Below are 12,994 nucleotides of genomic sequence, written 5' to 3' on the forward strand. Positions count from 1 at the left end.
AATTTATGCAAACATTTGTTTTACTTTTTTCAAACTTTCTACAAATTTATCAATCTCTTCCTTTGTATTATAAAAAGAAAATGATGCTCTTGCAGTTGCAGGAATATTAAATCTTTTCATGATAGGTTGAGTGCAATGATGCCCGGTTCTGATTGCAATACCATCAGTATCGATAATTGTTCCAATATCATAAGGATGAATCCCATCAATTATAAATGAAATTACAGATGCTTTATTTTTTGCAGTCCCAATTATATGCAAACCTTCTACTTCAGATAATTTTTGAGTAGCATATTCAAGTAATGAATTTTCATAAGCAATTAATTCACTTCTATCGAACTGATTTAAATAATCAATTGCAGCACCAAGTCCAATACCACCTGCAATGTTTGGGGTTCCGGCTTCGAACTTGCGAGGTATATCTTCAAAAGTAGTTTTTTCAAAAGTTACTGTACGAATCATATCACCACCGCCTTGATAAGGAGGCATCATTTCGAGATATTCTGTTTTACCGTATAAAACACCAATACCAGTTGGACCAAAAACTTTATGTCCTGAAAAAACATAAAAATCTGCATCAAGTTCTTGAACATCAATTTTTAAATGCGACATAGCCTGTGCACCGTCAATTAAAACTGGAATGTTATGTGAATGAGCAATTTTAATAATTTCTTTTACTGGATTTATGGTTCCGAGAGTATTAGAAATATGAACAACTGAAACAAGTTTTGTTTTTTCTGTTATTAATTTTTTGAAAGCATCTAAATCAAGTTCGCCAGCATCATTAATTGGAATAACTTTCAATTGAATATTTTTTCTGTCTCTTATTAATTGCCAAGGAACAATATTCGAGTGATGTTCCATATTTGATATTATAATTTCATCTCCTTCTTTGAAATATTTTGTCCTGCAAAGAGTAGAAGCGACAAGATTGATTGCTTCTGTGGTTCCTCTTACAAATATAATTTCAGAAGCACTAATTGCATTAATAAATTCTTTTACTTTTAATCGAGCATTTTCATATTGTTCTGTTGCAAGCTCACTTAAGAAATATAATCCTCTATGAATATTTGCATTATCATAAGTATAATAGTGAGTAATTGCATCAATTACAGTTTGTGGTTTTTGAGTAGTTGCAGCATTATCGAGATAGATTAGAGGTTTTCCATTGACCAATCTTTTTAGAATTGGAAAATCGTTGCGAACTTCCTCGACATTAAATTTTCTTTTTACTTCTGTAATAGAATTAATCACAATTCACCTAAAATTTTTTCAGAAGAATTTATTGATTTTGAATTTCTACACGATGCAAATGTTCAAATATCATATGATTAATCTGCTCTCGCAGTTCTTCAATCTTAATCATTTCAACAACATCATAAGCAAAAGCTCTGATTAAAATTGATTTGGCAAGTTCTTGTGGAACACCGCGGGAACGAATGTAAAATTCTGCTTCTTCATCAAGATGACCCACAGTTGCTCCATGAGTACATTTTACATCATCTGCAAAAATTTCGAGTTGTGGTTTTGTATCAACTCTTGAGCTGCCTGAAAGCAGAATTGATTTATTCTGTTGATATGCATTTGTCTTTTGTGCATTTGGTCTTACAATTATCTTTCCATTAAAAACACCACGAGCATTATCATCTAGAATACCTTTGTATAGTTCATTACTCATACAATTTGGCTTAGCATGGTCAACAAATGTATGATTGTCTATATGCTGTTTCCCTTTTGCAAGATACAATCCATAATAATGTGTTTCGTTGTATTCACCATTTAGATATGAGTTAATATCATTCCGCACAAGGTTTCCACCAAAACTCAAATTAAATTGATTGAATATGCTGTTATTCTTTTGAACAGCATGAATTTTTTCGATATGAAAAGAATCATCTTTTTCATCTTGAATTTTGTAATAATCAACGGCAGCATAATCATCAATTAAAACTTCTGTAACAGAATTTGTAAAATATCTGAAATTACCAAATCCTTTATAGTTCATAATTATGCTTAATTGAGAATTCTTACCTGCAATAATTAGATTTTTAGGAGAAGAAAGAATTTGGTTTTCAGTATTTCCATTCAAAAACAAAATCTGAATTGGTTTATCAACAACTACTTTCTCATCAGTCAATATTACAATACCATCCAATGCATAAATATTATTTAGTGCATTAAAGATATTATCAATATTCGAAATTTTATTAAGATAATTTTTTAATAATTCGGTATTCTCATTAACTAATTTATTAAGACTCCCAACAATCACGCCTTTGGGAAGATTATCCAAATCGCTCAATTCTTCAACAAAAATTCCATTGATAAATGTTGCAAGATAAAAATCGAATCCAGTAAATAAATATTTTTTTATGTCATCAATTGTTAAAGTAGGATTCTTCAAAAAAACAGATGGAACAAAATTTTGTTCGAGAATTGGAGAAACATCGGTGTATTTCCATTCCTCATCTTTTCTTGTAGGAAAATTTAATTCTCTAAATCTTCTAACTGCTTCTTCTCTAAATTCGTTAAAAAATTTATTTTGTTTGCCATTCAATTTTTTCAACATAATATCAAGATTAGAGAGATACCAATCTTTAGTTTTATTACGTATGCTAATTTGATTCATAAATTCATTCCTCTTCAATTAAGCTTTTTGTGTTTCAAGTTCTTCTGAATTAATCCAATCATAACCTTTTTCTTCGAGCAATAATGCTAATTCTTTTCCACCCGATTTTACAATTTTACCTTTTGACAAAACATGAACATAATCCGGCACAATATAATTAAGTAATCTTTGATAATGAGTTACAACAATTACTGCATTTTGTTCATTGTGAAATATATTTACTCCATTAGAAACAATTTTAAGTGCATCAATATCAAGACCCGAGTCGGTTTCATCAAGTATAGCAAGTTTTGGATTCAACATAAGAAGCTGAAAAATTTCATTTCGTTTTTTCTCGCCGCCGGAAAATCCAACATTAACAGACCTGCTGATTAATGTATCATCCATGCCAAGTATTTTTGATTTTTCTTTCATCAAGTCCAAAAATTTTTTTGGAGTTAGTTCCGGCTGTCCAAGGTGTTTTCGCTTTTCATTAATTGCTGTTTTCAAAAATGTTGCATTGGTAACTCCTGGAATTTCAATTGGATATTGAAAAGCTAAGAATACACCTTCGCGAGCTCTTTCTTCTGGTTCCATTTCAAGTAAATTTTTTCCTTCGAACCAGATTTCTCCTTCGGTTACTTCATAACTTTTATTTCCTGCAAGAACATTTGCAAGAGTACTTTTGCCGGAACCATTCGGTCCCATGATTGCATGTATTTCTCCGGCTTTTACTTCAAGGTTTATTCCTCTAAGTATTTCTTTTCCTTCAACATTAGCATGTAAGTTTTTTATTACTAACATTTTATTCCTTCTTTTTTGTTATAAAATTTTTTATCCAACACTTCCTTCAAGACTTATTGCAAGAAGTTTTTGTGCTTCTACTGCAAATTCCATTGGAAGTTCTTTAAATACTTCTTTACAAAATCCATTGACAATCATATTAACTGCATCTTCAGTAGAAATTCCTCTCTGGTTCAAATAAAAAATCTGGTCTTCGCCAACTTTAGAAGTTGTGGCTTCGTGTTCAACTTTTGCCGTATCGTTTTCGACTTCAATGTAAGGAAATGTATTTGCACTGCATTTATCACCCATAAGCATTGAATCGCATTGAGTAAAATTACGAGCTCCAATTGCATTTCGTCCTACTTTCACTAATCCACGATAAGAATTTTTACTTCTGCCTGCAGAAATTCCTTTAGAAACAACAGTGCTTTTAGTGTACTTACCGAGGTGAATCATTTTTGTGCCAGTATCAGCTTGCTGATAATTATTTGTTACAGCAACAGAATAAAATTCGCCTACTGAATAATCTCCCTGCAAAATACAACTTGGATATTTCCATGTAATTGCAGAACCAGTTTCGACTTGAGTCCATGAAATTTTGGAATGTTTTCCTCTGCAAGCTCCTCTTTTAGTAACGAAATTATAAATTCCGCCTTTTCCTTCTTTATCACCTGGATACCAATTTTGAACTGTGGAATATTTTATTTCGGCATAATCGAGAGCAATCAATTCAACCACAGCTGCATGTAACTGATTATTATCTCGAATTGGTGCTGTGCATCCTTCGAGGTAACTAACATAAGAACCTTCATCGGCAATAATGAGAGTTCTTTCAAATTGACCTGTTTCCTGAGCATTAATTCTAAAATATGTAGAAAGTTCCATCGGACAACGAACACCCTTCGGTATGTAAACAAATGAACCATCACTAAATACTGCGGAGTTTAATGCAGCATAAAAATTATCTGTGTAAGGAACTACTGAGCCTAAATATTTTTTCACTAAATCAGGATGTTCTCTTATAGCTTCTGAAATAGAACAAAAAATTATTCCTTTTTCTTTCAAAGTTTCCTTAAATGTTGTTGCAACAGAAACAGAATCAAATACAGCATCAACAGCAACTCCTGCTAAAACTTTTTGTTCTTCGAGAGGAATTCCTAATTTTTCAAATGTTCTGAGTAATTCAGGGTCAACTTCGTCAAGACTCTTTTTTTGAGGTCTTTTCTTTGGAGCCGAGTAATAACTTATATCCTGAAAATCTATTGGCGGATAAGTAACATTAGGCCATTTCGGTTCTTCCATTTTTTGCCAATATCGAAATGCTTTGAGACGCCATTCAGTCATCCATTCAGGTTCACCTTTTTTAGAGGAAATTAATCTGATAATATCTTCATTCAAACCCTTTGGAGCAATTTCAGATTCTATATCAGTAACAAATCCCCATTTGTATTCTGATTTAGTTAAATCATCAAGAACTTTCATATCATCAGAAATTTCTTCTTTTGGCTTATTTATGTTTTCTTTCAATTCATTCATTTTTACTTCCTTTTAAGAATTGTTAATGTAAAACTATTGAATCTTGATTATTTTGTCAAGATTCATAATTGAAAACATATCTTTTATAAAAATTGTTCATTATTTATAAATATTTTATCAAATAAATTAGTTCTAATTTTTTATAATAGAAATTATTCCCGATGTCGCAAAAGCTTCAAATATTTTCCAGCTGGACTCTTTTAATTTATTTTTGTTAAAAAGACTTCCTGACAAATATAAAAGCAGAAAAGAAATTAATGTTAAATATGGTTTGCCATAACAATGGGCTTTGCCTAAAATAAAATCGAATGTGCTATTATGTAATTTTAAGAATAAATTTCTAATTGGTTCGTCTATCAAAAAAATGAAAATTACATAATAATTGATGTTAAAAACATCCATGGATACTTTTTTATCAATATTTTTAGTGAAATAAAAAAATTTTTTACATCAATGATCAGATTATAAAAATTTTGTTCCATTGAAATAAATTTGTAAATAATTCAAGATACTTTCTAAACTTATTTTGATGAACCAGTTACATATTTAATAATTTCAGCTTTTTCTATTGTAATTAATCCGCCGCATTTTGCTTCTTCAAATATGTCGTGAAGTATTGACAAAAATTTTTCTACTTTTTCTTCTTCGTCAACTATTTCAATTACTATTGGCATATCTTCAGAAAGTCTTAAAATTTTTGAAGTATGAATTCGACTTGCTTTTCCAAATCCCATAATTCCTTTAAAAACTGTAGCTCCAGCCAATCCAGCTTTTCTTGCTTCTAAAACAATTTTTTCATAAACCGGCATGTGATGAAGTATGTCGTCTTCACCAACAAATATGCGGACTAATTTTGCCTCCCCTTTAATTTCCATATTATTCTCCAGAAATTATTTTAGAAAGTTTATATGAAACAAAAAGTACAAAAAGAGTAAGGAGAAGATTTAATAGAATATTTAATCCAGCATAGTAATATTCTCTTTCTTTTAGAAAGTTAATTGTTTCATAAGAAAAAGTAGAAAATGTAGTTAATCCACCACAAAATCCAATTGTTAAAAATAATCTTAATTGAGTGCTGATTAATTCATTGGCATCAAGATAATACATGACAATACCAATTATAAAACTTCCCAAAACATTAACTGACAATGTCCCATACGGAAAAGTTGGAGGCAGAAATTTATAGACAAAACCGGAAAGCCAATATCTAAGTACTCCTCCGATTCCTGCACCGATAAATACAATTATATAGTTCTGCATTATTTACCCAAATTGATTATTGTTTCTAAAGGTAGGAGTTATCAGTCCGATAGGTTTAATTTGGACATTTTATTACAGGCTAACTCCATAGCCCTATGCAAAATTACAAAAGAAATTATTTTAAATAAAGTTTGTAATTATATTCTAACCGTATTTCTTAAAAAATTTTTTACTCTTCTAAAAATTGAATATTCATGTAACAATTCTTTTACTTCATTTAATTTTTTTTCTGCTGCTTTTACACCAGCTTCAATAATTTCTTTTGCTTTATCGAAATCTGTCCATGAGTAATTCATGACATCAGGATAAATAATTAAATCTGCTTCTTTTAATTTCATCATTGATAAATGATATGAAGTAATATCTTCAGTCCGATATAATATATCAATTAAATTTTTGGGCGGTTCAATTATATTTAATGTTTTTGAAACATTAACAGCCACAACCTTTGATGCACCAATTTGTCGAACTTTAGATGCAGGAACATTTTCCGAAGTATAACCATCAATTAGTAAATACCCATTTAATTTAACCGGCGGGAAAATACCGGGAATTGCAGAACTTGCACGCAATACATCCCTCAGATTTCCCTTAACAAAATTTATTTCTTCGCCTGTAATTAAATCTGTTGAAATTGCTGAAAATTTTATTTTAAGATTATCCAATGAAATATCTGGAAGCAAATCATAAATTTTTTTTGTTGTTTCCTCATCAAAATATGATAAAGTTGTTAATGATTTAATTGCTTGCAATCTGAGTTCAATATAATCAAGAAATTTATTGAAATAATTTTTATCTGCATTTTTTGAATTCTCATTTAGCTTTTCAATTCCAAGTTCTTTGAACTTTGGATGTTTCATAGCATTTAGAATAAATTCTTCCACATCTTTTGCATTTCCAAAGTATGCATATAGGCCACCAACAATCGCACCCATACTGCATCCAGTAATTGCAGCAATTTTTATATTCTCATTATCGAAAACTTTTAGCACACCAATGTGAGCTAAACCTCTTGCGCCACCGCCGCCAAATGCTAAACCTAAGTTTGACATTGTTCCTCTTTATTATTAATGAATAATAAAAATGTTTTGCATTATCACCACATAAATAATCAGCTATTCTTAAAAGACCTTCGACTAAATATCTTGCATTAAATCCATTTTATTAAAAACATCCTGGTTATAATCGCTCTATCGTAATGAGGACAAGCAGTTACTACTAATTTATCTTTTTTGATTTCATTCAATCTATACGGCATATTATTAAGAGGAATATTTTTTGAAAATATAAAATTCCAAAGTTCAATTTCTTCTTTGAAGCGAACATCAATAAATTGAATTTCTCCTTTCTTCAGTATTTCCATTAATTCTGGAATTTGTATTTTTATTTTCTTCTGAGCTTCGTAATCGAAACTTGACAAGTATTTTTCTAAGTCCATTTTAATTTCTCTTTTAAAATAAGAATATAAATTTATAATTAAGGTGTCAAATGTTTTCTTTAATGGAGATATCTAAAAGTAAATTTTTTCAATATGGGATACAAAAAGTCCAATATAACCCCAATACATGCAAATCAAAAATAATCAATAAAAAATAATCTCACTTCATCTTAATGACTCTTTCTTTCCAATTCATCGGATTAGCTATTGTTGAGACTCAACAGACAGAATTATTACTGCATATTGTATGAAGTAAAAATAGTCCATCATCTTTTAAGTTTCTTTCTGCTAATTGGAAATACTTTTTGTAATTTTTGTATCTAACGTTTTCAATCATTCCAACACTTACAATTTTATCATACTTTTCGTTAACTTCTCTGTAATCCTGCAATCTGTAGTCAACTTATAAACCTTGGCACTATTCTTTTCCAAGAGCAACTTGTTCTTTTACAGTAATTCCAACAACTTCAACACCATATTTTTCAGCGGTATATTTCCCAAATGCTCCCCAGATGCAGACGACATAAAGCACGCGCATCCCGGGTTTGAGATAAAGTTTTTTACAAATCAAGTTTATTTTCCTGAACTTCATATAAATTATCAGCATTCTACCATTAAGCACAACTATAGTTCATTCTTCTACCAAGCACATTCTTGAAAAGACCGTTACCTAAATCGCAATGTCTTTTACCAATTATAAAGGCCCGTCTTTTCGCTTGCATATTTATTAAATAAAATCCAGCAAGTTGAAAATCTATTTTAAGATTTCGCTTAACTTCAATTTTTTAGTGTGATCTATTATTGAACCGTTAATAACAGCCTGAACAGCTTCATCAATATTTTTTTTTCCGTTACAACCGGTTTAATCTTAAGTTGATGCATTCTTCGTTAAATGCCATTTCCCATTTCACGTTCTAGTAAAATCTGGCAATCATTAATCACTTCTGCCATACTAACGTGTTTGGAATGTGAATGTTCATCAAGTCCGTGCTGGTCATCTGAATTATGATGTTCTTCCTGCGCATAATTATGATGACCAGGTTTTTCGTGGCGTTCTCTTTTTATTACTTTACCGTTTTGAACCGAAAGTACTTTGTAAAATCTTGCTCTTCCAAAATGCTGACTGATTGTTACTCCATCATCTGTTACTACTGCGATATTGGTTATTTTGGTTTCCATTTATTTTTCATTTACATTAAGTAAACAATTACTTACTTATTCAGATAAAAAAATTTTATCTTTTTTCTAAAGCCCTTTTTATTAAACCAATCATTCATTCGCAAAATTTTTCTTGCTTAACTGTGCCTGGCTCTAATATCATCATCTATGTTCAATGAAATTGGGATTCCCATATCAAGAGTTGCAACATTTTCTACATTAAGTGATTTATCCCAGACTCCCTAGTTTATTCCTTGTTTAATTATTCTACTTATATATTCCTTTTGAGCAAGAAGAATTTTCCTTTGTCTAAGTCTAGTTGTGTTCCAATCAAGTTTAATAATATCCAAAAGATAAAGACCAACAAGAAAAAATATTCCTGCTACTAAATAATTTCCGGTTGCACCAATATCACCCATTAATCTGCCAAGTGATGCAGTAATTATTCTTATTACTGCAATAGTAATAAGAATTCCGATGGCAAAAATCAGAGAAATATAAAAAGTTCGTTTCAGAGAAATTTTTCCTTGTGAAGTAATGTAACTAATTACAAGCGGAATACTCGAAAGATGACAAGGCGAAAGAAGTATTGATAGTACGCCCCAACCAAAAGAGGCAAGTGCTGGTTGTCTTCCCTGCCTAACTGTAGTGTAGTTGAGCATTACACAGAGTTCCACAGAGAAATCACAGAGAGCCACTGAGATTATTTCTTTGATTTTAATCCTTTGCTCTGTAAAAGATCTGCTTCGGGATAAAATCCTTCGTGTCGGTGAAATTCTTTTCCATTTTCATCAAGAAAAATCTGGGTTGGAATTAATTTAATTTTATATTTATCAGCATATGGTTTTTGTTCTTTTGTCCAAACATCATAAAAAATAACTTTAACTTGATCAATATATTTTGATTCAATTGCCTTCATAACAGGTTGCATTTGTTTACAAGGAATACAATTAACTGAGCCAATTTCAACAAATGTTACTTTAGGTGAATTAGTAATTTCTTTGTTCTTTTTTGATTGAGCTGGAACAAATTCTGTAACAACTAACAAAAGTATGATTGATATGGTTAATAAAATCTTTGTTTTCTTTAGTTTGTTCCTTCTTTTAGCCAATTTAATATTTATTCTTTTTTAGGAATAATTCCAAAACTTTTATCTTGTTCATTCACTACCAATCCTGGAGTCATCATGATTCCATAATCCATGAATTTTTCTCTGTCGGTGATTTTTTCAATGTTTGCTTCTAAGTTATTTTCAGTGACCACTTCTTTGACTAAATTTTCCAGTTTTATACAATTTGCACATCCTGGTCCAAGAACTTTGATGTCTAACATTCAATCCTCCTTTTTTACTGTGTGTTTATTATTATAATGATTTCTATTGAAAAATCGATCCATAAATTAAACCCGTGATCGTTGCCATTATTACAACAAGAGAGACGTACACTACTGTTTTCTGTGTCCCAATAACTCCACGAATAACAAGCATATTTGGTAATGATAAAGCAGGACCTGAATAAAGAAGTGCAATTGCAGGACCGAGACCTGCACCCCTTTTATGTATCGAAGAAAAAAGCGGAAGAACGATACAAGAACAAACTGCCAAAAATTGTTCCTGAACCTGCGGCAACTAAATATGCTTTCCATTTTTTTGCCTTAACACTAAAGTGTTTAATAACTGATACCTGACTTATAAAAACAGCGATCACCCCAGCAATAAAAAATGCCGGTACAAGACAAAGCAGAACATGTTCCTGAGCATACCATTTAGCTAAAGCAAATGCATCTATTATTGCATTACGAAAAGTGTCGTTTTCTATTGGTAAAAAGTATGCAAATAAGAAAAACACTGTTATCCATAAAAACGATTTGTATTGTTCTTTCCAGTCAATAAATACCTTTTAAAGTTTTGTTAATGAAATAATTATGAGAATAAATTTATTTGAATTATGAATATATGAGCACTTAATCATATAGTTGGATAAAAAAATTTAACTTCCGACCAATTTTTTTACTGTCTCAATATTCTTTAAAGCAATTTTTCAGCAAGATCAAGAATCTGAAAAATCCTTTTATCAGCAACATGATAGTTCACACTTAAACCTTCCTTCCACGCATCAAGGATTCCACTTTTTCCAAGACTTTTGAGATGACGAGAAAGATTTGATTGCTCAAGTCCGATTAAGGCATTGTCTCACAATTGCACATTGCTTGTTTTTGGAGTGATTTCAAAATTTTAATTCTGCTTGGATGACAAATAGCAGATAAAATTTCCGACTGCAAATCTTCCTTTGTTTTTGTATTCCGCGTAAAATTTTTTATCCAACTTATTTTATATAATTTCAGACCAAATATAGTCTATGAGTATATGAGTGTCATGTCATATTATTTTCATTTTTCAAAAATAAAACCGTATCGTAATCTTCGGGTCTGTTCACATTAAAAAAAATTTCATCCCTATAAAAAGATAATTTTTCAGGATGAATAATTTCTGCTTCTGCTGTCTTTATAAACTTATGAAATGATTTATCACTCATTTCATTATCCGATATAAATTTTTCAATCTCTCTTAAAATCTTTTTTGAATAAACTCCAACTAAGGGTTGATGATATCCGGCGGCTTCACAGAAAACAATTGATTTATCAGTTCTGTGCTCGATGATATACTTAATCATCGCTTCAGACATAAGTGGAACATCACACGAAAGAATAAAAATTTTTTCTGTTTGCGAATGAGTTAATGCTGAATGAATTCCGGCAAGTGGTCCTTTCCATTTATAAATATCTTCGTATAAAGGAAGTTTGAGAAATTTATATTCATCTGGAGTGTTTGTGATAATTATAACTTCAGAAAAAATTGATTTCATTAAATCAACAATCCGTTCAATGATTGTTTGATTACCTAATTTCAAAAAAGATTTGTTTACGCCCATTCGTGAGCTTTTTCCGCCAGCAAGAATTACTCCAGTTATATCAGAATACATTTCACTCTTTCTCCTTTTTTCGGATTCAATTTATTTTCTTCAATTTCAATTAAACAATTTGCGCGACTCATTTCAACAAGATTGCCGGATGACTGAGAAAACTCTGAAGTGACTTTCCATTCGCCATTTTCTTCAAATAATATTCCTCGCGGGAAATGCCGCTTTCCATCTTTCTTCTTTAAATCATTCTGTAAGATTGCTGTTACACTTTTAATTTCATTTTGTCTGAATAAGAATTCGATTGCCGGCTTGATAAAAACATAAAAATTTACAAGCGATGAAACCGGATTGCCTGGTAAACCAAATACTAAAATTCTTCTTTCATCTTTTTCATACAATCCGAAGTAAATCGGTTTACCGGGTTTGATATTTACTTTCCAGAATTTTTCTTTTACACCCTGCTCTTCAAAAACTTCTTTCAGAAAATCATATTTTCCGACCGATACTCCGCCGGTTGTAATAAGCAAATCAATATTCAATGCTAAAGCTGCTTTAATCTTTTCAGAAATTAGTTTTTTGTCATCCTTTATGAAACCAAGATTGATGGCTGTGTGATTCATTTCTTTCACTGCTGTATAAAGAGAATAAATGTTTGATACGCGAAGTTTATCATCTTCTGGTTTCTCATTGATTGGAATTAGTTCATCGCCGGTTGCAAGAATTGCTGTTTTGAGTTTGGAATAAACTTTTACTTTTTCTCTTCCACAGCTTGCAAGTACTGCGATAGTCTTTGCATCAATTTTTGTGAAGCAATGAACTGCAATTGCATTTTTTCTTAAATCATTTCCTTGTTTGCGTATATTCATTCCTTTTCTGAAAAAAGAATTTTGCTTTAGGAAAAGAGTTGAACCATTTACTTCTATATCTTCAATTGGAATAATTGTATCAGCATTCGGTGGGAGCTTACTTCCGGTTGTAATAAGTACTGCATCATTCTCAGTTAAAGTGAATGAGGAAAAATTCCCTGCAGAGATTTCACCAATTATTTTCCATTGTGTTCTTTCTGAAAATTTAATTGCATAACCGTCTACTGCTGAATTATCAAATGGTGGCAGATCAACATCAGCAATTACATCTTCAGCAAGTATGCGGTTGAAGGATTCGAGCAAATCAACTTCTTCAGTGTGAAGAGTTAATTTCTCAATTTCGTTTTTAATTATTTCCAGTGCTTTGTTATAGTTAATCATATTTCTCCTTTGTGCGACTTTGTGATTTCCTTTGTGAACT

The 12,994-nt window shown here is 30.9% G+C and carries 16 protein-coding genes, 1 pseudogene and 1 riboswitch; all 17 genes and pseudogenes read right to left on the reverse strand.

Translation table 11 applies throughout. The features are described from left to right. Window positions 1-3 precede the first annotated feature (3 nt). On the reverse strand, window positions 4-1,254 hold the full coding sequence (locus tag VJY32_RS03595) for a SufS family cysteine desulfurase (RefSeq protein ID WP_353676520.1): 1,251 nt from the start codon (window positions 1,252-1,254) through the stop codon (window positions 4-6). A gap of 28 nt (window positions 1,255-1,282) precedes the next feature. Further along, window positions 1,283-2,629 (reverse strand): Fe-S cluster assembly protein SufD, encoded by a 1,347-nt coding sequence (gene sufD / locus VJY32_RS03600; protein ID WP_353676521.1) that lies wholly within the window; start codon window positions 2,627-2,629, stop codon window positions 1,283-1,285. Window positions 2,630-2,647: 18 nt separating this feature from the next. After that, window positions 2,648-3,412 (reverse strand): Fe-S cluster assembly ATPase SufC, encoded by a 765-nt coding sequence (sufC, locus tag VJY32_RS03605; protein WP_353676522.1) that lies wholly within the window; start codon window positions 3,410-3,412, stop codon window positions 2,648-2,650. A gap of 30 nt (window positions 3,413-3,442) precedes the next feature. Continuing rightward, window positions 3,443-4,876: a Fe-S cluster assembly protein SufB gene (gene sufB, locus VJY32_RS03610; RefSeq protein WP_434968526.1), complete on the reverse strand. Its 1,434-nt coding sequence runs from the start codon at window positions 4,874-4,876 to the stop codon at window positions 3,443-3,445. 575 nt (window positions 4,877-5,451) lie between these two features. Further along, the gene (locus VJY32_RS03615) at window positions 5,452-5,805 is read right to left on the reverse strand and encodes a DUF190 domain-containing protein (protein ID WP_353676523.1); all 354 of its coding nucleotides are present in this window, start codon (window positions 5,803-5,805) and stop codon (window positions 5,452-5,454) included. A gap of 1 nt (window position 5,806) precedes the next feature. After that, a complete protein-coding gene (crcB, locus tag VJY32_RS03620) occupies window positions 5,807-6,190 on the reverse strand; it encodes a fluoride efflux transporter CrcB (RefSeq protein WP_353676524.1) in 384 nt (127 codons plus the stop codon). A gap of 25 nt (window positions 6,191-6,215) precedes the next feature. Further along, a riboswitch (Fluoride riboswitch) is annotated at window positions 6,216-6,292 on the reverse strand. Between the two features lie 35 nt (window positions 6,293-6,327). Further along, complete coding sequence (locus VJY32_RS03625) at window positions 6,328-7,242, reverse strand: patatin-like phospholipase family protein (protein WP_353676525.1); 915 nt, start codon at window positions 7,240-7,242, stop codon at window positions 6,328-6,330. 98 nt (window positions 7,243-7,340) lie between these two features. Beyond that, the gene (locus VJY32_RS03630; RefSeq protein ID WP_353676526.1) at window positions 7,341-7,628 is read right to left on the reverse strand and encodes a rhodanese-like domain-containing protein; all 288 of its coding nucleotides are present in this window, start codon (window positions 7,626-7,628) and stop codon (window positions 7,341-7,343) included. Window positions 7,629-7,845: 217 nt separating this feature from the next. Continuing rightward, window positions 7,846-8,235, reverse strand: a pseudogene (locus tag VJY32_RS03635) (class I SAM-dependent methyltransferase). Between the two features lie 281 nt (window positions 8,236-8,516). Further along, complete coding sequence (locus VJY32_RS03640) at window positions 8,517-8,807, reverse strand: NifB/NifX family molybdenum-iron cluster-binding protein (protein WP_353676527.1); 291 nt, start codon at window positions 8,805-8,807, stop codon at window positions 8,517-8,519. Window positions 8,808-9,028: 221 nt separating this feature from the next. Beyond that, window positions 9,029-9,463, reverse strand: a complete 435-nt coding sequence (locus VJY32_RS03645) for a cytochrome c biogenesis CcdA family protein (protein WP_353676528.1) — start codon at window positions 9,461-9,463, stop codon at window positions 9,029-9,031. 26 nt (window positions 9,464-9,489) lie between these two features. After that, a complete protein-coding gene (locus tag VJY32_RS03650; protein WP_353676529.1) occupies window positions 9,490-9,897 on the reverse strand; it encodes a thioredoxin family protein in 408 nt (135 codons plus the stop codon). 8 nt (window positions 9,898-9,905) lie between these two features. Continuing rightward, on the reverse strand, window positions 9,906-10,118 hold the full coding sequence (locus VJY32_RS03655) for a thioredoxin family protein (protein ID WP_353676530.1): 213 nt from the start codon (window positions 10,116-10,118) through the stop codon (window positions 9,906-9,908). Window positions 10,119-10,161: 43 nt separating this feature from the next. Beyond that, the gene (locus VJY32_RS03660) at window positions 10,162-10,413 is read right to left on the reverse strand and encodes a permease (RefSeq protein WP_353676531.1); all 252 of its coding nucleotides are present in this window, start codon (window positions 10,411-10,413) and stop codon (window positions 10,162-10,164) included. Continuing rightward, on the reverse strand, window positions 10,340-10,633 hold the full coding sequence (locus VJY32_RS03665; protein WP_353676532.1) for a permease: 294 nt from the start codon (window positions 10,631-10,633) through the stop codon (window positions 10,340-10,342). The genes VJY32_RS03660 and VJY32_RS03665 overlap by 74 nt, the downstream gene beginning before the upstream one ends. Window positions 10,634-11,158: 525 nt before the next feature. Continuing rightward, window positions 11,159-11,767, reverse strand: coding sequence for a molybdenum cofactor guanylyltransferase (gene mobA, locus VJY32_RS03670; protein ID WP_353676533.1), 609 nt, complete (start codon window positions 11,765-11,767; stop codon window positions 11,159-11,161). Next, the gene (locus VJY32_RS03675; protein ID WP_353676534.1) at window positions 11,752-12,954 is read right to left on the reverse strand and encodes a molybdopterin molybdotransferase MoeA; all 1,203 of its coding nucleotides are present in this window, start codon (window positions 12,952-12,954) and stop codon (window positions 11,752-11,754) included. Before VJY32_RS03675 ends, mobA begins: the two co-directional genes overlap by 16 nt. Window positions 12,955-12,994: the final 40 nt, after the last annotated feature.

Origin of the sequence: Rosettibacter primus, assembly GCF_036860675.1 — a bacterium.
In the GTDB taxonomy this organism is placed as follows: domain Bacteria; phylum Bacteroidota; class Ignavibacteria; order Ignavibacteriales; family Melioribacteraceae; genus Rosettibacter; species Rosettibacter primus.

Coding starts and splice junctions, on each gene's coding strand:
- VJY32_RS03625 (WP_353676525.1), bottom strand. CDS start 7,242: ATGTCAAACTTAGGTTTAGCATTTGGCGGCGGTGGCGCAAGAGGTTTA.
- VJY32_RS03630 (WP_353676526.1), bottom strand. CDS start 7,628: ATGGACTTAGAAAAATACTTGTCAAGTTTCGATTACGAAGCTCAGAAG.
- mobA (WP_353676533.1), bottom strand. CDS start 11,767: ATGTATTCTGATATAACTGGAGTAATTCTTGCTGGCGGAAAAAGCTCA.
- VJY32_RS03640 (WP_353676527.1), bottom strand. CDS start 8,807: ATGGAAACCAAAATAACCAATATCGCAGTAGTAACAGATGATGGAGTA.
- VJY32_RS03655 (WP_353676530.1), bottom strand. CDS start 10,118: ATGTTAGACATCAAAGTTCTTGGACCAGGATGTGCAAATTGTATAAAA.
- sufD (WP_353676521.1), bottom strand. CDS start 2,629: ATGAATCAAATTAGCATACGTAATAAAACTAAAGATTGGTATCTCTCT.
- sufC (WP_353676522.1), bottom strand. CDS start 3,412: ATGTTAGTAATAAAAAACTTACATGCTAATGTTGAAGGAAAAGAAATA.
- VJY32_RS03675 (WP_353676534.1), bottom strand. CDS start 12,954: ATGATTAACTATAACAAAGCACTGGAAATAATTAAAAACGAAATTGAG.
- sufB (WP_434968526.1), bottom strand. CDS start 4,876: ATGAAAGTTCTTGATGATTTAACTAAATCAGAATACAAATGGGGATTT.
- VJY32_RS03615 (WP_353676523.1), bottom strand. CDS start 5,805: ATGGAAATTAAAGGGGAGGCAAAATTAGTCCGCATATTTGTTGGTGAA.
- crcB (WP_353676524.1), bottom strand. CDS start 6,190: ATGCAGAACTATATAATTGTATTTATCGGTGCAGGAATCGGAGGAGTA.